General features: G+C 69.6%; 24 protein-coding genes. 12 read left to right on the forward strand and 12 right to left on the reverse strand.

What is annotated here, in order from left to right; all coding sequences use genetic code 11:
• Positions 1 to 319: 319 nt before the first annotated feature.
• The 5 genes from P3102_RS01580 to P3102_RS01600 all read left to right on the forward strand — a co-directional run bounded on the left by P3102_RS01580 (position 320) and on the right by P3102_RS01600 (position 5,381).
• Positions 320 to 1,045 (forward strand): SGNH/GDSL hydrolase family protein, encoded by a 726-nt coding sequence (locus tag P3102_RS01580; RefSeq protein WP_276365927.1) that lies wholly within the window; start codon positions 320 to 322, stop codon positions 1,043 to 1,045.
• Between the two features lie 116 nt (positions 1,046 to 1,161).
• Positions 1,162 to 1,326 (forward strand): hypothetical protein, encoded by a 165-nt coding sequence (locus P3102_RS01585; protein ID WP_276365928.1) that lies wholly within the window; start codon positions 1,162 to 1,164, stop codon positions 1,324 to 1,326.
• Between the two features lie 330 nt (positions 1,327 to 1,656).
• On the forward strand, positions 1,657 to 2,262 hold the full coding sequence (locus P3102_RS01590; RefSeq protein WP_276365931.1) for a sigma-70 family RNA polymerase sigma factor: 606 nt from the start codon (positions 1,657 to 1,659) through the stop codon (positions 2,260 to 2,262).
• The gene (locus P3102_RS01595; protein WP_276365933.1) at positions 2,259 to 2,738 is read left to right on the forward strand and encodes a carboxypeptidase regulatory-like domain-containing protein; all 480 of its coding nucleotides are present in this window, start codon (positions 2,259 to 2,261) and stop codon (positions 2,736 to 2,738) included. Before P3102_RS01590 ends, P3102_RS01595 begins: the two co-directional genes overlap by 4 nt.
• Before the next feature lie 42 nt (positions 2,739 to 2,780).
• On the forward strand, positions 2,781 to 5,381 hold the full coding sequence (locus P3102_RS01600; protein WP_276365935.1) for a CHAT domain-containing protein: 2,601 nt from the start codon (positions 2,781 to 2,783) through the stop codon (positions 5,379 to 5,381).
• A 298-nt stretch (positions 5,382 to 5,679) separates the two neighbouring features.
• Here the strand turns inward: P3102_RS01600 and P3102_RS01605 are convergent, their stop codons facing one another.
• Positions 5,680 to 6,120, reverse strand: a complete 441-nt coding sequence (locus tag P3102_RS01605; protein ID WP_276365937.1) for an SRPBCC family protein — start codon at positions 6,118 to 6,120, stop codon at positions 5,680 to 5,682.
• 49 nt (positions 6,121 to 6,169) lie between these two features.
• Between P3102_RS01605 and P3102_RS01610 the strand changes: the two genes are divergently transcribed.
• The gene (locus tag P3102_RS01610) at positions 6,170 to 8,134 is read left to right on the forward strand and encodes an FUSC family protein (RefSeq protein WP_276365939.1); all 1,965 of its coding nucleotides are present in this window, start codon (positions 6,170 to 6,172) and stop codon (positions 8,132 to 8,134) included.
• A 3-nt stretch (positions 8,135 to 8,137) separates the two neighbouring features.
• Here P3102_RS01610 and P3102_RS01615 read toward each other — a convergent pair whose 3' ends face one another.
• Positions 8,138 to 8,761: an AAA family ATPase gene (locus tag P3102_RS01615; RefSeq protein WP_276365941.1), complete on the reverse strand. Its 624-nt coding sequence runs from the start codon at positions 8,759 to 8,761 to the stop codon at positions 8,138 to 8,140.
• A gap of 89 nt (positions 8,762 to 8,850) precedes the next feature.
• Between P3102_RS01615 and P3102_RS01620 the strand changes: the two genes are divergently transcribed.
• The 3 genes from P3102_RS01620 (at position 8,851) to P3102_RS01630 (ending at position 10,619) form a co-directional block, all read left to right on the forward strand.
• Positions 8,851 to 9,189, forward strand: coding sequence for a hypothetical protein (locus P3102_RS01620; protein ID WP_276365943.1), 339 nt, complete (start codon positions 8,851 to 8,853; stop codon positions 9,187 to 9,189).
• A gap of 202 nt (positions 9,190 to 9,391) precedes the next feature.
• Complete coding sequence (locus tag P3102_RS01625) at positions 9,392 to 10,324, forward strand: TauD/TfdA family dioxygenase (RefSeq protein ID WP_276365945.1); 933 nt, start codon at positions 9,392 to 9,394, stop codon at positions 10,322 to 10,324.
• Positions 10,325 to 10,385: 61 nt separating this feature from the next.
• Complete coding sequence (locus P3102_RS01630) at positions 10,386 to 10,619, forward strand: antitoxin (protein ID WP_276365947.1); 234 nt, start codon at positions 10,386 to 10,388, stop codon at positions 10,617 to 10,619.
• Between the two features lie 69 nt (positions 10,620 to 10,688).
• Here P3102_RS01630 and P3102_RS01635 read toward each other — a convergent pair whose 3' ends face one another.
• The 5 genes from P3102_RS01635 to P3102_RS01655 form a co-directional block, all read right to left on the reverse strand.
• Positions 10,689 to 11,642 (reverse strand): prephenate dehydrogenase, encoded by a 954-nt coding sequence (locus tag P3102_RS01635; protein ID WP_276371584.1) that lies wholly within the window; start codon positions 11,640 to 11,642, stop codon positions 10,689 to 10,691.
• Positions 11,643 to 11,809: 167 nt separating this feature from the next.
• The gene (locus tag P3102_RS01640; protein WP_276365949.1) at positions 11,810 to 13,828 is read right to left on the reverse strand and encodes an NADPH-dependent 2,4-dienoyl-CoA reductase; all 2,019 of its coding nucleotides are present in this window, start codon (positions 13,826 to 13,828) and stop codon (positions 11,810 to 11,812) included.
• A 9-nt stretch (positions 13,829 to 13,837) separates the two neighbouring features.
• Positions 13,838 to 14,374 carry a PadR family transcriptional regulator gene (locus tag P3102_RS01645; RefSeq protein WP_276365951.1) on the reverse strand — a complete coding sequence of 179 codons (537 nt, stop codon included), beginning with the start codon at positions 14,372 to 14,374 and terminating at the stop codon, positions 13,838 to 13,840.
• A 60-nt stretch (positions 14,375 to 14,434) separates the two neighbouring features.
• Entirely contained in the window at positions 14,435 to 15,283 is an 849-nt protein-coding gene (locus P3102_RS01650) for an SAM-dependent methyltransferase (RefSeq protein WP_276365953.1), read from the reverse strand.
• Positions 15,284 to 15,310: 27 nt separating this feature from the next.
• A complete protein-coding gene (locus P3102_RS01655) occupies positions 15,311 to 15,778 on the reverse strand; it encodes a MarR family transcriptional regulator (protein WP_276365954.1) in 468 nt (155 codons plus the stop codon).
• 155 nt (positions 15,779 to 15,933) lie between these two features.
• Between P3102_RS01655 and P3102_RS01660 the strand changes: the two genes are divergently transcribed.
• On the forward strand, positions 15,934 to 16,881 hold the full coding sequence (locus tag P3102_RS01660) for an alpha/beta hydrolase (protein ID WP_276365956.1): 948 nt from the start codon (positions 15,934 to 15,936) through the stop codon (positions 16,879 to 16,881).
• 124 nt (positions 16,882 to 17,005) lie between these two features.
• On the forward strand, positions 17,006 to 18,223 hold the full coding sequence (locus tag P3102_RS01665; protein WP_276365958.1) for an alpha/beta hydrolase-fold protein: 1,218 nt from the start codon (positions 17,006 to 17,008) through the stop codon (positions 18,221 to 18,223).
• Positions 18,224 to 18,260: 37 nt separating this feature from the next.
• Here P3102_RS01665 and P3102_RS01670 read toward each other — a convergent pair whose 3' ends face one another.
• From P3102_RS01670 to P3102_RS01680, 3 genes are read right to left on the reverse strand one after another with little or no spacing between them, the layout of a single operon-like run.
• Positions 18,261 to 18,524: a hypothetical protein gene (locus P3102_RS01670; protein ID WP_276371653.1), complete on the reverse strand. Its 264-nt coding sequence runs from the start codon at positions 18,522 to 18,524 to the stop codon at positions 18,261 to 18,263.
• The gene (locus tag P3102_RS01675) at positions 18,416 to 18,712 is read right to left on the reverse strand and encodes an oxygenase MpaB family protein (protein ID WP_346660155.1); all 297 of its coding nucleotides are present in this window, start codon (positions 18,710 to 18,712) and stop codon (positions 18,416 to 18,418) included. Before P3102_RS01675 ends, P3102_RS01670 begins: the two co-directional genes overlap by 109 nt.
• Entirely contained in the window at positions 18,709 to 19,596 is an 888-nt protein-coding gene (locus P3102_RS01680) for a hypothetical protein (protein WP_276365960.1), read from the reverse strand. The genes P3102_RS01675 and P3102_RS01680 overlap by 4 nt, the downstream gene beginning before the upstream one ends.
• Positions 19,597 to 19,727: 131 nt before the next feature.
• Here P3102_RS01680 and P3102_RS01685 point away from each other — a divergent pair, with 131 nt between their 5' ends.
• Positions 19,728 to 20,324 carry a DUF4383 domain-containing protein gene (locus P3102_RS01685; protein WP_276365962.1) on the forward strand — a complete coding sequence of 199 codons (597 nt, stop codon included), beginning with the start codon at positions 19,728 to 19,730 and terminating at the stop codon, positions 20,322 to 20,324.
• Between the two features lie 3 nt (positions 20,325 to 20,327).
• On the opposite strand, the gene P3102_RS01690 is transcribed toward P3102_RS01685, so the two are convergent.
• On the reverse strand, positions 20,328 to 21,311 hold the full coding sequence (locus tag P3102_RS01690; protein WP_276365964.1) for an SCO0930 family lipoprotein: 984 nt from the start codon (positions 21,309 to 21,311) through the stop codon (positions 20,328 to 20,330).
• Positions 21,312 to 21,393: 82 nt separating this feature from the next.
• Positions 21,394 to 22,767 carry a 3-carboxy-cis,cis-muconate cycloisomerase gene (pcaB, locus tag P3102_RS01695; protein ID WP_276365966.1) on the reverse strand — a complete coding sequence of 458 codons (1,374 nt, stop codon included), beginning with the start codon at positions 22,765 to 22,767 and terminating at the stop codon, positions 21,394 to 21,396.
• Between the last annotated feature and the right edge of the window lie 22 nt (positions 22,768 to 22,789).

Genomic DNA, 22,789 nt, shown 5'->3' on the forward strand with positions numbered 1-22,789 from the left:
TTCTGCCGTGAGGCCACGGTGAAAGTACCTGAAGGCCCCCTTCCTGTACCCAGGCGCAAGGATGGGGTCCTTCATGTACTGGGAAGGCGTGGAACTCGCGCGAGGAGATGCTGCCGAACGGGCCGCACCCTGCCGCACCGACGGCAACGTCCGCGGCAGCTACGGCATCGACCATGCCGACGTCGCCGACCATCTGCTTCGCTCGTCGCCGGACCGCCTCGATCGCCCAAGACCGACCCACGTTTCGTCCTCTCGACGCGGTTGTCGCGTGCGCGACTTTTCGCGAGTGGAGGACAGATCGCGGAAGTAGAGTCGCGGCGTGATCAGTCGTGCGGTGGCGCTCGCCCCGATCCTGCTCGTACAAGCCGTCCGGGTGCGCCGTACGACGCCAAGGCTTCCCGGGGCCGCGGGGCCGGTCGCCGGCGTCGTGGCGGGCGACGGCCCTCCGGTGCGGCTCGCGGTGCTCGGCGAGTCCACTGTGGACGGGGTCGGCGCCGCGACGCACGCCGAGGGGCTGACCGGACGGCTCGCGGAAGAACTCGCGCGGGACGGCCGCGCGGTCGCCTGGCAGGCACTCGGCAAGACCGGCGCCAACGCCAGGGTGGTGCGTGAGGAGCTGGTGCCGCTGCTCGCACCCGCCGACCTGGTGGTGATCGCGCTGGGCGTCAACGACACGATCGAACTGCGTTCGGCCGCGTCCTACCGGCGCGACCTGCTCGACCTCGTCGTCGCGCTGCGGCGGCGAGTGGGCCGGGTCCCGGTGGTGCTGGCGGGCGTGCCGCCGATGGGCTGGTTCCCCTCGCTGCCGCGTCCGCTGCGGGACTTCCTCGGCACGCGGTCGGCCGCCCTCGACGCCGCGGCCACCCGGCTGGCGTCACTGCCCGGCGTAGCCCACGTCCCGATGCCCGCCGCGATGCTGGACCCGGCGACCTTCGCCGAGGACCGCTTCCATCCCGGCCCCGAGGGATACCGGCGCTGGGCCGGGCAACTCGCGGACGTGAGCCGTCGGCTACTCAACGACACCTTTTTCCGGCAAAAGCGCTGATCAGGTCACCCTCCTGCCACAAATCAAGAAATTTCCGCAGAAAAACTGGCTCTGCGTGTATCTGGTGGCAGCCTCGTTGCGTCCTATGGAGCAGTCGAGGAAATGAGGGACACCCGATGACGACCGAAATCAACACCGCGACCGTCGACGACGCCACGGCCACCGAAGACCTCGAAGAGACCCCGAAGCCGCGCCCGATCACGGCGCCGATCCCGCCCCGTCCCGGCACGGGCCCGGACGGCAACTGGGACCCGTACAAGACGCCGCCGCCCGCGAACTGAGCGCACACAGACGGGTGATGTCCGGAAGCCGAGGGGGCCGCCGGGCATCACCTCCGGGTGCTCCTTCGGGGGAGGGGGACGCCCGGAAGCGGGCCCGTTGGGGAGCGGGCCCGGGGGGAGGGAAAAAGGGCCGGCCGGTGCGCAGTACACACCTGCTCGCGCCGGCCGGTGCCTTCGTCCTCCGCCACACGACGAGGGAGACGACCGGAAAATCGACGAAAAGTTAGTGACTTGATGTATCCCAGAGCCTCTTGCACGCTCCTTTCCCCCGAAAGGCCCGCGATACTGCCAGCGCCGACACGAAGACACGTCCGAAGTGGGGCAGATACGGTGACCGACGTGCAAACGACCGAGGTAGACCCGCCATGGGAAGGACTGACCGGTGCCGACCTGCATGCCGCCTGTATGCGTGCGGCCCGCGCCGGTGACCGCCAGGCGATGGACAGACTTGTGCACGAGCTGACCCCGCTCGTGTGGCATGTCGCGCGCGCGAACGGGCTCGACCGCCTGACCGCCGAGGACGTGGTCCAGACGGTGTGGCTCGCCCTCTTCAGCCAGCTCGGCAAGCTGCGTGACCCCAAGGCGCTCGCCGCCTGGTTGATCACCACCACCAGACGTGAAGCACAGCATCCTTTCGGCCGCCGCGCCCAGCCCGTCCCGCTGACCGACGAGCTGGCCGAAAGCATGGAGAGCACCCATCCGGCTCCCGAGGAGGAAGCCGTCCGCGCCGACCGGGATCGCCGGGTCTGGCGCGCCTTCCTCCGCCTGCCGCACCGTTGTCAGCAGCTTCTCCGGCTGACCGTGCTCGCCGGGCGGGCCGAATACCAACTGGTCGCCGAAGCACTCCGTATGCCGCGCGGAAGTGTCGGCCCCACCAGGGGCCGGTGTCTCGAATCGATGCGCGACCTGCTGGCCCAAGAAGGGGGAAGCCGATGAACGACCTCGGGACGCCGGGGGAGATGACCTCCCCGGGCGATGAGGCCTTGCTCGCCGATATCGGGCGCTTCATGGACGAATTGGACCCGCCGCCGGGAGACCTGGTGCAGCGGGTTCAGTTCGCGCTCGCGCTCGAAAACCTCGACGTCGAGGTCGCCCGCTGGGAACGGATGGACGCCACGGCGGGCGTTCGCGGCAGCGACACCGGCACGATCACCTTCACCGTCAGCGACCTGACCGTGATGATCAACCTCACCAAGATCGGCAAGAAACACCGGATCGACGGCTGGCTCGTGCCCGCCGGCGAGTACGGAGTGGAGGTTCGCGTCGCCGAGCACGGCACGAGTTCCACCACCGCCGACGAGGGAGGCCGGTTCGTGCTGGACGACGTCCCCCAGGGCACCACCCAGATCGTGATCCACCTCGGTGACGTGACCTGCCGAAGGACCGTCGTGACCCCCACCGTGGTGCTCTAACCGGACGGCTGTTCCGTTATGCGGCGCGGGTGTGCTCCCATAGTGCGTGTGCCCGCGCAGCCTCCCGTCGTCGACTCCGTAGTCGGGTCGGCGGCCGAGCTGCACCGCCGTGCCAGGGCCGCGGCGTCCGATCACGGGCCCGGCGCGGCGATCAGGTTGCTGCAGCGGGGGTTGTCCCTGCTCGGGCCGGTGGCGGCGGACCGGCCCGACAGGCTGGAGATCCGCGTGCGGATCCTGGTCAGTCTGGCGGCCGCGGAAGCGGAGATCACGTCGCCAGAGGACGGTTTCGCCCGGCTGGACGAGGCCGAGCGGACGCGGCTCCGGTTGCCGGGTGGTGAGGTCCGGCGGGAGCTGGGTTTCATCGTCGTGCTGCAACGCGCGCTGGTCATGATGCGCGTGGGGCGGCTCGACGAATCGCTCGCGCTCTACAACACGGTGATCCCCAGGCTCGTCGCCGAGACGCACGAACACAGTCTCCTGCTGACCAGGACGCTGGTGAACCGGGCCTGGCTCCAGCTGCAGAAGACCAATCCCGACGGCGCGCACCGGGACCTCGTCGACGCACTCGACCTCGCCGTCGAACACGGGCATCGGATGCTCGAAGGGAAGATCCGGCACAACCTGGGTGATCACGCCCAGCTGCTCGGCGACATCCCCGAAGCGCTCAGGCACTACGAGCAGGCGGCGTCGATCTTCGTCACCGAGGGCCCCGGCTCGTTGCCGCTCGTCCGGCTCGACCAGGCGAAGGCGCTGCTCACCGCGGGGCTCGCCGAGGAGGCGGCGCGGCACCTCGACGAAGCGATCCCCGAACTCCGCGGCAACGGCGCGGTCCACGTCGTCGCCGAGGCCGAGGTCGCGCGAGCGGGAGCCGCCATCCTCGAAGGCGATCACGTACTCGCGAAGAGGCTCGCGACCTCGGCCAGGCGCAGCTTCCTCCGCCGCGGCAACGGCCGCTGGGCGGAGATCGCGGAACTCACGCGGTTGCGAGCGGACGCGATGAAAATGTTGGCGGACAGGGAAAAGAGGCCGTCCGCGAAACTGCCCGGCCGGCTCGCCGACCTCGCCGGCCGGTTGGCCGGACTCGGTCTGCGCGACGAAGCGGGCGCGGCCAGGATGTTCGCCGTGCGGTTGCTGATCCGTCGCGACGAGACGGTCGCCGCGGAGGAACTCCTGGCCCTGGTCTCGAAACCCCGGCAGACCACGCCGATCGACCACCGGATGCAGCTGCGGCTGTGCCGGGCGGAACTCGCGGTCGCGTCCCACCGGCCGCGTTCGGCCCTCGCGCAGGCACGGGCCGGATTGGCGGAACTCGGGCAGATCCGCGACCGTATGGGCGGGCTCGACCTCGTCTGCGGGACGGCGGCACACGGCGAAGAACTGGGCAAACTCGCGCTGACCTTGGTGCTCAAGAAGGCGAGGCGCAGCGGCGCCGGGGCGAAGAGCCTGTTCGCGTGGCTGGAACGCACGCGCGCGCAGGTGTACCGCTACGAACCGCTCCCGGTCATCGAGGATCCGGCACTCGCCCGGCACATCAACGAAATGCGGCACGTGCGGGGAACCATCCAGGCGCGGCGGCTGTCCGGTGAACCGGTCGGGAAGCTCGAGGAACGCTACGACCGGTTGCAGCAGGAGGCGACCCGGCTCGGCTGGTACACCAGCCAATGGGGTCGTCCGCGGCCGGTCTCGGCACCCGACGAAGTGGTCGAGCGGCTCGGGGACCGGGTGCTGGTCAGCCTGATGGGGTACCGCGACACGTTGTACGCGGTGGTCGTCGACCGCGGCCGGTTCCGGCTCGTGAAGCTGGGCCCGCTCGCGGAGATCATCGAGACCGCGCGGCAGTTGCACGCGGACCTCGACGCGCTGGCCCCGGACAACCTGCCCGCGCCGCTCGTCGAAGTCGTCACCGGCTCCGCCCGGCGCCGGGCCGACAAGCTCGACAAGCTGATCTCCGCGTCGCTGGCGAAGACACTGGAGAACCGCGAGCTGATCATCGTGCCGATCGGCCCGCTGTACGCGTTGCCCTGGGGCGCTTTGCCTTCACTGCAAGGACATCCGGTGTCGATCGCGCCATCGGCGACCGCCTGGGTGACCGCGTGGGGACGGCGCAACTCCGGCCCGGTCCTGCTCGCCGGCGGGCCCGGTGTGCCGGGTTCGGTGGGTGAGGTGCGCAACCTGCGGACGGTGTACCCGAACGCCCGGCTCGTCGACGGGAAGGACGCGACCAGCGACACCGTACTGTCCGCTTTGGACGGTTCCGGAATGGCGCACCTGGTCGCGCACGGCGCGCACGAACCGGCGAACGCGCTGTTCTCGCGGCTGGAACTCGTCGACGGCCCGTTGTACGCGCACGAAACCGCCCGGCTCGCGAAGCCGCCGGAACGGGTGGTGCTGGCCGCGTGCGAACTCGCGATGAGTCACATCCGACCCGGCGAGGAGGCGCTCGGCTTCGCCGGGACACTGCTCGCCAGCGGATCGCGGACGGTCATCGGCGCGATCGCGCGGGTCGGGGACAAGGCCGCCGCCGAAGCGATGGCCGACCTGCACCTGCGGCTGGCGTCGGGGACCGCGCCCGCCTTGGCACTCGCCGAAGCGACCGCCGCCGATCCGCTGCGGCGGCCCTTCCTCTGCCTGGGCGCGGGCTGATCTTCCGGTCGGGGGCCGAACGGGACTTTGCCCGCGTCTCATGCGATGAAGGAAGCTTTCGCTGCTTCTGTTGTGATGAGAGGAACTTCCCTGTGTTCGTTGTGATGAAGGCTCCCTTTATCGCGTCTCATGCGACGAAGGCTCCTTTCACCGCGTCCGACGCGGCCTTCAGTTCCCCACAGGAGTTGTCCACAACCATCCCCACCTGTGGACAACTCCGCTCGCCGCCCCTTCCCCGCGCCCATCGCCGGTAGACTGGACTCGGGGTCGCCCCCCTTGGGAAGGGCGGGGGGTGGGGTCAGGCGCGTTCGGCGTGTTTCACCAGGCGGGTGGCCAGGATCGAGACCACGGCGCGCAAAGCGATGCGGACGGCGGCGCCGGTGCCCGGCAGCGGTTCGGTGAATCGGCCGGTCCACCGCAGATCCGTGCCACCGGAGGCGGTCGGCGTGAACGAGACCTCGGCGCGGTAATCCTTCAGCGGTGCGAGGCCCGCGAAACCGTAGACGTGCTTTCGGTCCTGTTCGTATTCGAGCGTCTCTTCGTGGAGATACACCGGCCACAGACCGACGGCCCGGACGGCGCCCACCCCGTCCCCGGCCGGCTTCCGCGCCCAGCGCGAGTGGAACACCACCGGCTTCGCCCATTCCGACCACCGGGACCCGTCGGCCTCCAGCGCGAACAGGGCAGCGGGCGAGGCGCTGCTCGTCCGGTTGATCTCGAAGGAGTACGTCTTGCCCATGTGGCGACGATAACCGTTCCGGCCACCGCGGATAAGTCAAGATAGGGGCGTGAGCACGTCGCGCCGCGAGATCGCCGCACCGCATTGGCTGGTGCAGCTGCTCCGCAGCACGCCGGTTCCCATCCCGTGGAACATGGTCGCCCGCGCCGTCCTCGCCCTCGCCGTACCGCTGGCCGTCGGCTACGCGCTCGGCGACATCGGCGTCGGCGCGCTCGTCTCCACCGGCGCCCTGCCCACCGTCCTCTCCGAATCCGCCGGCCCGTACCGCTACCGCGCCCGGCGGCTCGGCGGCGCCACCGCGGCCGCCGCCCTCGGTTACTTCGCCGGGCTGATCACCGGCGGCGTCCCGGCCGCCTCCATCCCGGTCGTCGTCGGGGTCGCGGCGGTGTCCGCGCTGATCAGCGCGGCGGGCAGCAACGCCTCGGTCGCCGGGTTGCAGATGTTCGTCTTCTGCGTGCTCGGCACCGGCCAGCACGTCACCGGCCTGCGGGTCGAAATCCTCCTCGGCTACTTCTGCGTCGGCGCCGCCTGGAGTCTGCTGATCGCGCTCGCCACCTGGACCTTCCGCGCCACCAGCCCCGAACGCGGCGCCGTCGCGCACGTCTACGTCGAACTCGCCGCGATGCTGTCCGCGACCGACGAAGCCACCTCCCGCGTCGCACGTCACCAGCTCACGACCGCGATGAACACCGCGTACGACCGGCTGCTCACCGCGCGATCCTGGCTCTCGGGCCGAGACGCCACCTACCGCCAGTTGCTCAACCTGCTCTCGGCCAGCACCCCCGCCGTCGAGGCGGCGGTGGCGATGGTCAACGCCGGCCGCCGGGCCCCGGACGACGTGATCGACCATTTCATCGCGACCTCGGCCGCGGTACTCGCGAACCAGGAACTGCCCGAGCCGCCCGAAGCGCCCGAAGCCGCCGACCCGGTCCTCGCCGCGCTTTACGCCGGACTCGCCCGGATCGGCAAGGGCGACAACCGGAAGCGGCGCGAGGTCCAGCCGTGGCACAAGCGCCTGCGCGGCTGGGTGGGTTCGCTCGTCTCCGGTCCGCTCACCTGGTTCGCCGCGCTGCGCCTCACACTGTGCGTCGCGATCGCCGAAATCGTCGCGCTGCTCGTCCCGTTCGAACGCTCCTACTGGATCACACTCACCGTCGGCATCGTCCTCAAACCGGACTTCGGCTCGGTCTTCGGCCGCGCCGTACTGCGCGGCATCGGCACGGTGATCGGCGTCGGCATCGGCGCGGCCGTGCTCGCCGCGGGCGGCGAGGGCTGGCTGCTGGTCCTGCTGATCGCCGTGTTCGCGGGTGGCGTCGCGGTCGGCAAGGTCCGCAACTACGGCATCCTCAGCGCCTTCGTGACGCCGCTGATCATCCTGCAGATGGACCTCGTCAGCACCGGAAACTGGGACGTCGTGCTCGCGCGGCTCGTCGACACCGTGCTCGGCTGCGCGATCGTCCTGCTCTTCGGCTACCTGCTCTGGCCGGGCAGCCGACGGCCGCAGGTCGGCGGACGGCTCGCCGAAAGCCTCGACAGCCTGGTGAAATACGTCGACAAGGGGCTCGTGCTCGCGCCGTCGGGCGAAGCGCGATTGGAACGGTCCCGCGCCCGTCGCCGCGCCTACCGCGCACTGGCCGACCTGCGGACCGCGTTCCAGCAGGTCGTCGTCGAGCCCTCCGCCGCCGGACGGCAGGCCGTCGCCTGGTGGCCGGTGATCGCCGGGCTCGAACGCGTCGCGGACGCCGTCACCGAGGTCGGCGTCACCCTCGGCCGCGGCGCCCCCGCCCCGGCCGACGCCGACATCGCCCTCCTGACGGCCGCCCTCACCGAACTCGCGGCCGCCGTCCGCGAGGAACGGGATCCGGCGGAGATGCCGATGCCCGACAACGAGCGGCTGTCCGGTGTCGTCGACCAGATCGGTGCGGCCTTCGACGCCGTGCGCGGCCCCGACCTCGTCGAACGCGCGCCGCTGCGGTTGGTCCGGCGGTTCCTGCCGTACCACCGCCGCGCCTGAGCGTCAGTCGAACCGGATGTGCTTGACGCTCGTCCACTTGCGCCGGACGAAACCCCGCAGCGCGCTGTCCGTGTTCGGCGCGAGCGTCAGCCCGGCCGACGCCGCGATCCGGTCGGCGACCTGCGCGACGGTGAGCGTGTCCGTATGGACGTGTTCGCCGAACTCGGCGCCGCTCAGCCGGTCCAGGCAAAGGTCGAGTTTCGACACCGCGAAGCTCTCGCGTTTCGGGGGGATGCCCTTCCTTCGCACGGAGTGGACGATGCCGCGTTCGCTCAACCGTCGCAGCACGGTCTCGCGCCGGGCCAGCAGCGCGAAGTGCCGGACGTCGTGCCCGCGCTCCCGCAACCCGCCGACGATCTCCTCGAAGTACCGCGGCTCCACCAGTGTCATCGGCACGACCACCGGGCCGGCCTGTTCGCGGAGTATCAGATCGAGTACCTCGGAAACGCCCCGTCGCCACGCGGACAGATCCTGGAAGTCGGCGCGCAGCCGCGGCGGCAGCATCCGGTGCAGGCCGAACCCCGCGACCTCGGGATCGGACAGGACACTGCCGGGCAGGCGCCGGTGCAGTTCGTGCGCGGTCTGCGTCTTGCCACCGCCGAACGGGCCGTTGATCCAGACGAGCATGCCGCCGACCCTAGCGACCCACCCACCCGGATGGGGGAGGGTGAGCATCATCTCGAACTAATGTTCGAGTTTTCACGCATAATCAACGCATGCTCGACACTGGTGACACGCTGCCGCCGGGGCCGCGTCACCTGCACATGGTCCGGCCCAACCAGCCCGTTTGGGTCGACCTCAAGCTGGTGTACCCGGTCGGCGTGACGCAGCCCCGCCTGCCCGACGGCCTGGACCTGACCGGCGTCGTCCCCGGACTGCTGGGGATGTGGCGGGCGACGACGACGGCGCACTGGGTCGGCTGGGTCACCTTCCAGCTCGGCCCGGTCGGCCGGGGTGGCACGACGCACTCGCAATGGGTGCTGGCCGAGGCGCTGCGGCCGCGCGAGAAGCGGAACACGTGGTCCGGGAGCTACCCCTCCGAGCGGAGACGGTGATCGTCCCGTTCCGTGGACGGTGTTGATCACGCGCCCCAACGCGCCCACGATGACCCCGTGTCCGTCCACAGAGAGTCCGCGCCGACGCGTTCGGCCGGCGAAGGTGTCACCGCACTGCTCCTGCGCCGTGGACGGCTGGGTTCCCCGCCCGCGTAGCTCCTCGTCTCGCCAAGTCGTCCGACGGTGAATCCAGGGAGCACGTATGTCCATCGCACTGCCCGACCGTGTCCGCCTCCGCCCCGCGACCGTCCCCGACGGCGGGATCCTCGAAGGGCCGCGGCTGCTGCGGCGCCTGCCGGAGGGCGTGGAAGAGCGTCCGTACGAGCTTTTCGCGGTACGCCCGCTGGGACGACTGATCGGTGCCGAGATCGGCGGCGTCGACCTCGCCCGGCCCCTGACGCCCGCCCTCCACGCGGAGCTGAACCGCGCGCTGCTGGAGTGGAAGGTGCTGTTCTTCCGCGATCAGGACATCACTTCGGCACATCAGCGGGCGTTCGCCGCCCACTGGGGTGAACTGGAGACGAACCCGTTCCTCCCGGCGGGCGAGACCGAGGACACCACCCGGTTCACCCGGTCGGCGAGCATGCCCGCGTTCGAGAACATCTGGCACGTGGACGTCACGTTCCGGCCCGCGCCGGCGCTCGGTTCGGTCCTGCGACTGATCGAGGTCCCGCCGGTCGGCGGCGACACGATGTGGGCCGACATGGCCGCCGCCTACGACAACCTGCCGGAGGAGGTCCGTGACCGCGTCGACGGGCTGACCGCGGTGCACGACTTCATCCCCGGCTTCGACCGCTTCTCCGACCCGGAACTGCTGCTGCGGCACCAAGACGCCTTCCCGCCGGTCGAGCATCCGGTCGTCCGTACCCATCCGGAGACCGGGCGGCGTACCCTCTTCGTCAACCAGGCCTTCACCACCCACATCGTCGGCATCGACCGCGACGAAAGCGACAGGCTCCTGCGGTACCTGTTCAGCCGCGCGCACGTCCCGGAGTTCCAGGTGCGCTTCGCCTGGCGGCCCGGTTCGGTGGCCTTCTGGGACAACCGCGCCACCCAGCACTACGCCGTCAACGACTACCACCCGCACGCGCGGGTGGCCGAACGCGTCGCCATCGTGGGCGACCGGCCGTTCTGAGCGTCCCCGCGACGGGTGATCGCCGCAGCGTGTTCACCGGTACCTGTGTGACGATGAGGTCATGGGCATCAACTTCGATGAATTGAAGAACAAGGCCACCGACGCTCTGCGTGAGCACAACGACAAGATCGAGGGCGGCCTGGACAAGGCGGCGGACTTCGCCAAGTCGAAGTTCTCCGGCCACGACTCGCAGATCGACTCCGGGGTGGACAAGGCGAAGGGCTTCATCAACAAGTTCGACGACACCCCGGACAACCCGCCCCAGCAGGGTCAGCAGCCGCCGCAGGGCCAGTAACCCCTCGCACTTCGGCACCTCCTTGCGATCGTTGCGCGGGCAAGGATCGCAAGGAGGTGCCGAAGTGCGTCAGGAGACGTCGCCGAGCGCGGTGTCGCCGTCGATCGCGGTGATCCGGCCACCTCGCTCGCCGAGGGCGATCAAGCCGTCTCGCGCGTCCGGAGCGGTCAGGCTGACGCGCACTCCCGCCCGTTCCGCGTCCTTGGCAGCCGCAAACGCTTGCGCGCCTTCGTGGCCCGCGTTGACCGTCACCGCGAGACCGCCCGTCGAAGCCAGCGAACCCCGCGCGGCACCCAGCCGCCCCAGTGCCTCGTCGACGATCGGCAGCAGCGCGTCCCGGTTGCCCTCGGTCATCGCCCGCACCAGCGCCGGATTCGAGCCGGCCACGCGCGTGCCGTCCGTGTAGGACCCGGCGGCCAGCGCCATCGCCAGCGGACCGCCCTGCGCGCCGATCGTGGCCAGGATGGCCGCGAAGACATGCGGCAGATGCGAGATCCGCGCGACCGTCTCGTCGTGCGAATCCGCGGGCAGCGGCACGACGTGCGCGCCGAGGCCCAGCACCAGGCGGGCGACCTCCACCCACGCCGTCAGGTCCGTGTCGTGCTCGACGCCCAGCACCCACGCGGCACCCTCGAACAGCGCCGGATCACTCGCCTGCCAGCCGGAGTCCGCCGTTCCGGCCATCGGATGCCCGCCGACGAACTTCGCGTACGGCGCGCGACGGCGGACCGAGTCGAGCACCGGGCCCTTCACGCTGGTCACGTCGGTGAGCACGCAGTGCCCGGCGACCCGCGAAACGGTCCGAAGCACCTCTTCGACCGCGGGCATCGGCACCGCGAGCACGATCATCGCGTCCCGCTCCGCCGCCTTGCCCAGCGCCGCTTCGACCTGCGTCGTCACGTCGAAACCCGCTCTGCTGGCGGCGTCCGCGTCAGCCTCGGAGGTCGTCGCCCCGAACGTGGTACGGCCGATCGAATGCGCCGCGCGCAGCAGCGAACCACCGATCAACCCGAGCCCGATCACGCATACGTCCCGCACAAGGGTTCATCCTGCCATCTACGAGGCCACTCGTCAGAGCCTGACGACGGAGTCGAAGAGGGAATCGGAAACCGACCGAACGCGTGAACCCGCCCCGGACGAAGGCCGCGTCCTGCCGACGTCGATCGCGGCGCGGGTTCACCAACCGATCCTCAGAGCACGGCGGCGAGGCGGGTGCCCTGATCGATGGCCCGTTCGGCGTCCAGTTCGGCCGCGACGTCGGCGCCGCCGATCAGATGCACCGGCAATCCGGCCGCCCGCAGGTCGTCGGCGAGGTCACGCACCGGCTCCTGACCCGCGCAGACGACGACGGTGTCCACGTCGAGCAGACGCGGTTCGTCACCGACGGTGATGTGCAGGCCGTCGTCGTCGATCCGGTCGTAGGTGACCCCGGTGAGCTGCTCGACGCGTTTCGCCTTCAACGTGGCCCGGTGCACCCAGCCGCTGGTCTTGCCCAGCCCCGCGCCGATGCCGGACTTCTTGCGCTGCAGCAGGAAGACCTGCCGCGGTGACGGCTCGACCTTCCGCTCGGTCAGCCCGCCCGCGGCGTGCTCGGGGTCGGTGACGCCCCATTCGGCCATCCACGCGTCCAGATCGAGCGCGGGGGAGGTGGTGTGCGTCAGGAACTCGCTGACGTCCACGCCGATCCCGCCGGCGCCGATCACGGCGACCTTGCCGCCCACCGGCTTCCCGTGCCGGACGACGTCCACATAGGACAGGACCTTGGGGTGGTCGACACCCGGGAGCGACGGCATCCGCGGTGTCACGCCGGTGGCCAGCACGACCTCGTCGAAGCCGGCACCGGTGAGATCGGCGGCGGTCGCACGGGTGCCGAGGTGGACCTTGACGCCGGTGACCTCCAGCCGTCGCGTGTAGTAGCGGATCGTCTCCGCGAACTCCTCCTTGCCGGGGATCTTCCGCGCGATCCCCAACTGGCCGCCGATCTCGTCCTCCGCCTCGAACAGTTCGACGGTGTGCCCGCGTTCGGCGAGGCCGGTCGCGGCCGCGAGCCCGGCGGGGCCCGCGCCGACGACGGCGACGTGTTTGGCCTTCCGCGTGGGCGAAAGCGTCAGCGTGGTCTCGTGGCCCGCGCGCGGGTTCACCAGGCACGACACGAGTTTCCGCTTGAACGCGTGGTCGAGGCAGGCCTGGTTGCAGGCGATGCAGGTGTTGATCTCGTCCGCGCGCCCGGTCTCCGCCTTCCGGATCCATTCCGGGTCGGCGAGGAACGGCCGCGCCATCGACACCAGGTCCGCGGCGCCGCTCGCCAGCGCCTCCTCGGCGACCTCGGGCATGTTGATCCGGTTCGACGTGACCACCGGGATCCCGACGTGCGGTTTGAGCTTCCCGGTCACCCAGGTGAACGCCGCGCGCGGCACGGACGTCACGATCGTCGGCACCCTCGCCTCGTGCCAGCCGATACCGGTGTTGATGATCGTCGCGCCCGCCGCTTCGACCTCCTTGGCCAGCGCGACGACCTCTTCCCAGCTTTGGCCGCCTTCGACGAGGTCCAACAGGGACAGCCGATAGATGATGACGAAGTCCTCGCCGACCGCTTCACGCGTGCGGCGCACGATCTCGACGGCGATCCGCCTGCGGTTTGCCGCGCTGCCGCCCCAATCGTCCGTGCGCTTGTTGGTGCGTTCGGCGAGGAACTGGTTGATGAAGTAGCCCTCGGACCCCATGATCTCGACGCCGTCGTAGCCCGCTTCCTTGGCGAGGAAGGCACAATCGGCGAACGCGCGGATCTGGCGCAGCACGCCGGAGCCGGAAAGGGCCCGCGGTGTGAAGGGGTTGATCGGCGCCTTGATCCCCGACGCGGAAACGCTCAGCGGATGGTAGGAGTACCGGCCCGCGTGCAGGATCTGGAGCGCGATCTTGCCGCCCGCCTCGTGCACGGGATCGGTGAGTCGCTTGTGCGCCTTGGCTTCCGAGTGTGTCGAAAGTTTCGACGCCAGCGGCAGGAGCCAGCCGGTCCGGTTCGGCGCGAACCCGCCGGTGACGATCAGCCCGACGCCACCGCGGGCGCGTTCGGCGTAGTACTCGGCCAGTCGCGGGAAATGCGCTTCCTTGTCCTCGAGGCCGGTGTGCATCGAACCCATGATCACCCGGTTGCGCAGGGTGGTGAAGCCGAGATCGAGGGGGGACAGCAGGTTCGGGTACTGGCTCATCGCTGGTCCTTACGCATCGTGGTGGAATGCCCGGAGGACTTCTTCGAGCCATTCGACGTGGCCCTGCTCGGTTCGGATTCCTCCGCGCAGCACGAGGAACTGGTGCAACGACTGTCCACTGAGGACGCTGGGGTCGGGGAAGTCGTGCTTCTCGATCCGCAGGTAGGCGTCGAGCTGTGCCGCGTGCGCGTCGCGATGCCGGGTGACTTCGGCGGCGACGGCGGCCGGATCGCCGAGGGTCGCGCCGCGGATCTTCACGGCGAGTTCCCTGGCGGTGGCCGACGGATCCGGCTCGGCGAGCCAGCGGGCCAGTTCGGCCCGCCCCGCGTCGCCGACGGTGTAGACCTTCTTGTCGGGTTTGCCGGACTGCGCGACCTGGTCGACGGCGACCCAGCCCGCGTCCTCCATCCGCTTGAGGACGCGGTAGATCTGCTGGTGGGTGGCGTTCCACCACAGCCCGATGGACTTCTCGAAGCGCCGCGTCAGCTCATAGCCCGAGCCGGACCGCTCGGACAGGGAAACCAGGATCGCGTGCTCCAGTGCCATGCACCTAGTTTCATATGCACCTGGTTGCACTGCAAGGCGACGCGCGTCACTGCGGAAAAGTCACGGCTTGCGGGCGACACCGCCGATGACACGCGACTCCGAGGGGGTCGCGGCGAAGAGCGTCTTCTCGTCCGGGTGCCACGCCGGCGCGTAGACCAGCCCCGGCTCCAGCAGCGGCCAGCCGCCGAAGAACCGCCGGAACTCGTCCATGGTGCGCAGGAAACCGGGGTTCGTGGTGGTCTCGTAGTACTCGAGGATGTCGAGCAGCGCCTGCCGCTCCTCGTCGTTGGCCGGGTTCTCGTTGGTCATCTGCGAGAGCACCAGCAGCGAACCCGGCGCGAGCCGGTCGCGGTAGAAGTCCAGCAGCGCGTCGGGATCCTGCTCGTCCTTGATGAAATGCATGACCGCGTTGATCACCAGCGCGACGGGCTCCCCGACGTCGATGATCCCGGAGTCCGTCACCCGTTCCCACAGGTCTTCGGGGTCGAACAGATCCGCGGCGATCGCGTGGTGCCGGTCCGGGTCGGCGGTGTCGGCGAGCAGCAGCGTCGAATGGGCGAGGGCGATCGGCTCGTTGTCGATGTAGAGGACCTGCGTGTCCTCCTGCGGGCGCGCCTCGTCGGCGACCTCGTGCACGTTGCCCGCCGTCGGCAGGCCGGAGCCGATGTCGACGAACTGGCGGATGCCCAGTTCCGCGCAGTGCCGCACGGCCCGGCCGAGGAACTGCCTGCTGGTCTTGCAGTAGTCGCCCATGAGTGGCAGGCGCTCGCGCACCCTCTCGGCGAAATTGCGGTCGATGGCGTAGTGCGTGTCGCCGCCGATGAAGTAGTCGTAGACGCGGGCCGCGGACGGCCGGTCCAAGCTGTTCTCGACGGCCTTGAGCGCCGCGTCGTGATCGATCATCGTCATCCCTTTGTCCGCGCCGGAAATCCCATGCTAACCGGCTGGGACGTAGGCCTCGCGGTAGGCGTTCACGGTTTCTGTCAAGCGATCGAGTTCCGCGCGGGTGCGGGCGAGACCGGCCGCGTCGAGGCCCATCGCGTCGCCGATGATCTTCGGGATGCCACTCGCGCGCTCCCGGAGCCGGGTGCCGTCCTCGGTCAGGCTGACGCGGACGGACCGTTCGTCGTCGGCCTGCCGGTCGCGCCGGACCAGTCCGGTCTTCTCCAGTCGCTTGAGCAGCGGCGAAAGCGTGCCGGAGTCGAGGCTCAGCACGGTGCCGAGTTCCTTGACCAGCCGCTCGTCCTCCTCCCAGAGCGCGAGCATCACCAGGTACTGCGGATAGGTCAGGCCCAGATCTTCGAGTACCACGCGATAAAGCGCGGTGACGGCCCGCGATGCCGCGTAGAGCCCGAAGCACAGCTGATCGTCCAGGCACAGCGATCCCGCGTCGTCCGTTGGCATCGGTCCTCCTCGTTCCATGGTGTGCCGATCATGCCTCAATTCGCCACTTGAGTGGGCTAAATCTCCTTGAGTACATTTAAGTTGTGCACAACTGAGTTGCGAGCTACTTTCAGTTCGTCGACTCGACTCTTCACTTCGACAACCAGGAGGCAGAAATGACCGCCAACCCGCACGACCTGGCCCTCGAACCCGCCGCGCAGGCCTTCGTCGAGGCCACCGCCACCCCGCCGTTCCTCTTCCAGCTGCCGCCCGAAGAGGGACGCAAGGCCGTCGACGAGGTCCAAGGCGGTGACGTCGAGCTGCCCGCCGCGGACATCGAGACCACGCACGTCGACGGCGTCGAGGTCCGCATCGTCCGCCCGCGGGGCGTCACCGGTCCGCTGCCCGTGCTCGTCTACCTCCACGGCGCCGGCTGGGTCTTCGGCAACTTCCACACCCATGAGCGCCTGGTCCGCGAGCTCGCCGTCGGCGCGGGCGCGGCCGTCGTCTTCCCCGAATACGACCGCTCACCGGAGGCCCGCTACCCGGTCGCCATCGAGCAGAACTACGCCGTGGCGAAGTGGGTCGCCGAGCACGGCGCCGAAAACGGGTTCGACAGCACCCGGATCGCGATCGCCGGTGACTCCGTCGGCGGCAACATGACCGCCGCGCTCACGCTCATGGCGAAGCAGCGTGGTGATGTCACCTTCCGGCAGCAAGTGCTCTTCTACCCGGTCACCGACGCGAACTTCGACACCGAGTCCTACCGGCGGTTCGCCGAGGGCTACTTCCTCGCCCTCGAAGGCATGAAGTGGTTCTGGGACCAGTACACGGCCGACCCGGCACAGCGCGCGGAAAGCACCGCGTCGCCGCTGCGGGCGAGCCTCGACGAGCTGGCCGGTCTCCCGCCGGCGCTGGTGATCACCGCGGAGGCCGACGTCCTGCGCGACGAAGGCGAGGCGTACGCCGCGAAGCTGCGTCAGGCCGGTGTTCCGGTGACAGCCGTGCGATACCAGGGCATCGTCCACGACTTCGTCATGCTCAACACGTTGCGTGGAACACACGCCGCGGAAGCCGCGATCACGCAGGCGATCGGCGTGCTGCGCACCGCGCTCGAAGGCTGAATGGTTCGTCCAGGGTGACCCGCGTCACCCTGGACAACACTTTCCGGTGGCCGTACGTCTCTTGATCCAGATGTGGGAAGTGCGGTGCGGGGGCGTGCCGCGGCCGGAGAGGGACACGATCGTCATGGGATTGGGACTGAGTGCCATCCGGCTCGATTCCACACTGAACCTCGTCATCGTCGTGGTGCTGACGCTGCTCGCGATCATCGCCGTGCCGTTCCTCTGGGAACGCTGGCGCCGCAAGCTTCTCGGCCGCAGCACCACGATCCTCGCCGCGGTGGTGCTCGTCGTGGTCAGCACCGCGATGGGCGGGAACATGATCGGCGGGTTCTTCCCGACGGTCGGCGCCCTGTTCGGCACCGGCGTGTACTCGGGGGAGAGCGTCGACGCCGTGGCCGGCCAGAACGGTTCGGACCTCGACAAACTGCGGGACGCCGGGGCGATGCGGGCCAAGGAGGGCAAGGGATCCGTCGTGCACATGACGGTGACCGGCGAACGCACCGGCCTCACGCGCGACGTTTCGGTGTACTTCCCGCCCCAGTACTACGATCCCGCGTACCGGGCGCTCGACTTCCCGGTCATCGAATGGATCCCGAACTACCCGTCCGGCCCGGAAGTGGTCACCGGCCCCTACGAACTGCCCGCCAGACTGGACGCGGCCATCGCGAAGCACGTGCTCCCGCCGACCCTGGTGATCATCCCGGACCCGACCGGGAAACCGAAGGTCGGCCACGACACCGAATGCATCGACGAGGTCAACGGCACCGCCAACGACACCTACCTGACCGCCGACATCCGGGACTGGGCGATCGAGAAACTCGGCGCCAACCCGCAGCGGAAGGCGTGGACGATGGCGGGCTGGTCGTCGGGCGGGTACTGCGCGATGAACCTGGTGACCCGGCATCCGCAGTGGTACGGCCAGGCGGCGAGCGTCAGCGGCTACTACAAGGCTTCCGTGGACGCCGAAACGGAGAACCTGTTCAAGGGCAGGCAGGACATCGCCGACGCGAACACGGTCACGGTGAACCTGCAGAAGCATCCGTCGCCGGTCGACATCCTCGCGATCGCGGGGGACAAGGAAAGCTTCGAAAGCTTTTCGATCGACCAGATCCAGGCGGCCGTCCGCGCGCCGGCGACGCTGTCTTCGTGGCGGATCCCGGACGCCGGGCACAACATGAACACCTTCAAGGCGCAGGTTCCCGACGTGCTGGCGTGGATCGGCGCGCGGACCGTGCCGCCGTGCGCGCCGCAGGACAAGAAGATCATCACCAACGGCGGGGTCATCCCGTGGCCGCTGCCCCACACCGGTGCCAAGGGCGCGCTGGTCGACGTCGTCGAGTAGCTTGGCGCGGTAGGTCTTGTGGCACAAGCGAAGCCGGTCAGGAGCACGGCTCCCCGCCGCTCTCGCGCGCGCCCAGCCGCTGGAGCCGGTGCTCGTCCCTGTCCGTCCACTCCAGTCGCCACCAGGCCTGCAGTGAGAGCCGGCAAGGCGGTGACGGAATGCCCCGCGTGGTGATCGAGCGGAGCAGTTCTCCTACCGCGGGGTCGTCCTCGAGCCGGTTCGCGACGACGTCGTCGAAGTACGCCCCGAGTCCTTCGAGGTTCTTTGGCAGATGGTGCGCACGAGGCCGAACTGTCGCCATTCCGCGTAGGCCTCGGGGTTCAGCGCGTGACAGCGCTCGCCGTGCCGGTCGACGCCCTTGATCGCCTTGTGTGTCCAGCGGAACCGCTCGGCCTCCGCGACCGCCTCACGGCCGCCGTGAACCTGGCACGGCAAAGAGCGGCAGCGACGCCGTCCCCGCGCCGAGCAGCACCGTCCCACCTTGCTCACAGGCCGTCGATGAGGGGGAGCAGCGCCTTCACCACGTCAGTCACCCGCTTGCCGGCACCCGCGTAGGTGGTGGACGTCGGTTGGGAAGTCAGTACGACGACGATGTAGCGGTCTTCTTCGCCGACGACGCCGGAGCTGTGCAGGACGCGGGAGCCGCGGCAGCACGCCCAGCCCTGTTTGATCGACCAGGGAAGGGTGCCGACGCCGTCCGGGATGCCGAAGTACTGCCGGATCCCGTCGGAACCGCTTTCCGTCGCGCCGCTCAACGCCCGCATGATCGTCTTCCGGGTGCCCGCGCCCGCCTGGTCGAGCAGGTAACGGTAGACCTTCGCGATGTCCGCGGCGGTGATCCTGGTGTCGCCCCAGCGGCCGGGATCCTCGGGTGGACGCGTGCCGCCGAGACCGATCCTGGCCGCCCACCGGGTGACGATGACCGGCCCGCCGTGGGCCGACCACAAACTGCTGGCGATGCCGTCGTCGCTGGCCGAGAGCATCCGCTGCACGATGCTCGGCGATGTGCCCGCTTGAAGCGCTTCCAGCGCGATGAGGATCTTCACGAGCGACGCCGAAGTGTGGAAACGGTCCGGTTTGAGGGAAACCATGTTCTTCTTGGCCGTGCGGTCGTAGACGACCACACTCACCTGCCCGCCGGGGACGAGGTGCTGGAGGGCCTGGGTGTCGACGGTCTTCGACGGCGGCCCTGGCGCCGAGGAGGACGGGGGCGGGGATTCGACCGGCACCGGTTCGGTCTCGACGGTCAGCGCCGCGGTCCTCGACGCCGCGAGCGCCGCCGGTCCGGAACGCGACGGCGGAACCAGCGCCATCGCGACGATCGCGCCCAGACACAGCCCCACCAGAAGGACGATTCCGCTTGCTTTGCTCACACAAGTTGTTCACCCCAACGCCCGTTCGTGTTCGCGGTTGGACCATTCGGCCGCTGCGGTTTGCCAGGGAGGGCCTCGGGGTATACCGGCTCCACCGTGAATTCTGGTCGCCAACTCTGGGAGGCGGAGCAATGGCACGTGCACAACGCGCTCGTATCCGAACGGCGGGACTTCAGCCCGCCCAGGTCCTCGCCGGCCTGACGAGCCTGGCTTTCCTGGTCTTCGGGATCGTGGGCTTCACCAGGACCGGGTTCGCCGATTTCGCCGGCCGTCACGACTCGACCGTTCTCGGATTCTCGGTGAACCCGCTCTACAACCTCGGGTTCGTCCTGCTGGGCGCGATCGGTCTGCTGCTGACCTTCGGCTCCGGCCGGTCCCGTGCCTTCGGTTTCCTGACGTTCGTCGCCTTCGGTGCGCTGTTCGTCTGGGGTCTCATGATCACCGGGACCGTTTCCACGAACCCGGTCTCGCAGGCGGGCAACCCGTTCAACCTCAACGGGCCGGACAACTGGCTGCACCTCGGCCTCGCCGCGCTCGGGCTGGTGATCGCGTTCCTGCCCGCCCGGCACAAGGTGCTGCTGCCGGAGGACGAGGACGAAACCGTGGTGAGGGACCGGGCGGACAGTGCCACGGTCGTCGAGCCCGTCCACGACGATCTGCGACGGCCGAAGCATGAGAAGAACCCGGCCGCCGCCCGTGAAGAGCGACCGCCGGGCCTCGCCCACTAGGTCTCAGTAACCGGACTGAGCGGGAGCGTCCTCCTTCTTCTCGGAGGCGGCGCTCCCGCTCTTTGCGGCCTTGTTCTTCACCGGCGCGGTGCTCTTGCAGCCCGCCGGCTCGATGACGAACCAGGTGCCGCCGACGCCGTGACCGTTCGCCTCACCGGCGTTCGCGTCCTTGGTGTAGCGGTAGACGGCCCAGCCGCCCACGGTGACCTGGGTGGTGCCGTCCGCGCGCTTCACCGTGCCGAGCAGTTTTTGGTCGATGCCTTCGAGTTGGACGTCGCCCTCGGCGAGCACCGGCGGCCAGGTCTTCGCGCAGTCACCGTCGCAGGTCGGCTGCTTGTTCTTCTTGTCCTTGGTGAACATGTAGAGGGTGAAACCCTCCTGGTCCACAATGGCCGGTCCGATGCCGTCGACGTTGCTCGCGACCAGCTTCGTGGTGCCATCTTGTTGTTCGGCCGGAGCCGCCTCGGCCTCCTTCGCCGCCTGGCCAGCCTTGCCGCCCTTGACGTTCGCGGCGTACCAGGTGCTACCGACGCCCTGGCCCTTCGTCTCGCCCGCCTTCGTGTCTTTGGCGTAGCGGTAAAGTGCCCAGCCACCGACGGTGACCTGCTTACGTCCGTCGGCGCGGGTCAGTTCGCCGACCAGGGCCTGATCCACGCCTTCGAGCTGAACGTCACCTTCGGCGAGCACCGGCGGCCAGGCCTTCGCGCAGTCACCGTCGCAAGTGGACTTCGGCGGCTTCGCGCTGTCCTTGTCGAAGCGGTACAAGGTGAACCCGTCCTTGTCGACGAGCACCGGGCCGAGCGTCCCGGCTTCGGCCACGGCCACCTTGGTCCCGGCCTTGGCCGCCGGGGCGTTCCCGCCGGCCCCGGCCACCGCGGCGGCCGGAGCGACGGCGGGTGCCGTCTCGGTGCCGCCGGAGCAGGCCGACAGCGCCACCAGGCCCACGGCCGCGGACGCCGCTGCGACGACGAAACGCTTGCGAAGCATGGGATTTCTCCTTGTTCGTAGGGGTTCCGCGGCTTGGCGCGGTGAGCTCGTACCCCCTACACGGACCCCTCACGGGACCGGTTCAAGAAGTTCGCGGATTTTCTTCGCGGGTTCCCAGCGCGACGTCCGTGAGTACCCCGGCCGAACCGGTGTAGTTCGCCGGATCCAGTAGGTCGGCGAGCGATTCCGCGGAGAGGACTCCGGTCATCTCCGGCAGGTCGGAAAGAACGTCACCGAGGGCTCTGTCCCGCTCCAACGCGAGCTTGGACGCCTGGCCGAGGACCTCCTTGGCCCGCGCCTTGCCGAGCAGCGGGGCGAGCACGGTCGAAAGCCGCTCGGAGACGATCTGGCCGTGCGTGAGGCCGAGGTTCTCGCGCATGCGTCCGTCGTCGACGACCAGACCGCGGGCGAGTTCGGCCGCCGTATGCGCGGCGCCGCCGGTCAGGCGCAGGCACTCGCGCAGCAACTGCCACTCGGCGTGCCACACGCCCGCGGACCGTTCGTCCTCGGAGACCACGGCCTGGGTGACGCCGGCGGCCAGCACCGGGACCTGCAACGCGGCCGAACGGATCAGCGTCGCGAGCACCGGATTGCGTTTGTGCGGCATCGCCGAGGAACCGCCACGGCCCTCACCCGCGGGTTCGGTGACCTCCCCGACCTCGGTGCGCGTCAGGACCTGGACGTCGACCGCGATCTTCCCGAGCGCGGCCGCGGTGAAGGAAAGGGCGGCCGCGAGGTCGGCCGTCGGGGTGCGGAGGGTGTGCCAGGGCAGCGTGGTCTCGGCAAGACCGGTCTCCTCGGCGAAAGCCGTCTGAAGCCGCTGCGGATAGCCGTCGGGCAGCCCGGCGAGCCGCGCGTACTCGGCATACGCGGCCCTCGTGCCCGCCGCGCCCCCGAGCGAGACCGGCAGGACGACCCGGTTCAGCCTGTCCAGCGCGTCGAGGGTCAACTGACGCCAGCCCGCCGCCTTGAGCCCGAACGTGGTCGGAACCGCGTGGGCGGTGAGGGTGCGCCCGGCCATGATCGTGTCGCGATGCGCGCGGGCGAGATCCCGCAGCGCGTTCGCCGTCGCGTCGAGGTCCGCGGTGACGAGCGCCCGGGTCCGCGCCGCGACCAGCATCATCGCGGTGTCGAAGATGTCCTGGCTGGTGGAGCCGCGATGCACGTACTCCGTGCCGGCCGCCTCGGTCAGCTCCTTGATCAGCCCCACGACCGGGTTTGCCGTCTCGCGGGCCGCCCTCGCCAACGCGACCACGTCGATCTCGACGGACGCGGCGGCCTCCGTGATCGCCTCCGCGGCCCCTCGCGGGATCAACCCCGTGTTCGCCTGCGCCCTGGCGAGCGCCGCCTCCGCGTCCAGAAGAGCCCGCACCCAGGCGCGATCACCCGTCGCCGCCTCGGCGGGCGTGCCGGCGCGGACCGGGGACAGGAGGCCGGAATCGGGATCGGCGTTCATCGCCCCAGCATCGCATTCCCGG

This window comes from Amycolatopsis sp. QT-25 (assembly GCF_029369745.1).
Taxonomy (GTDB): Bacteria; Actinomycetota; Actinomycetes; order Mycobacteriales; family Pseudonocardiaceae; genus Amycolatopsis.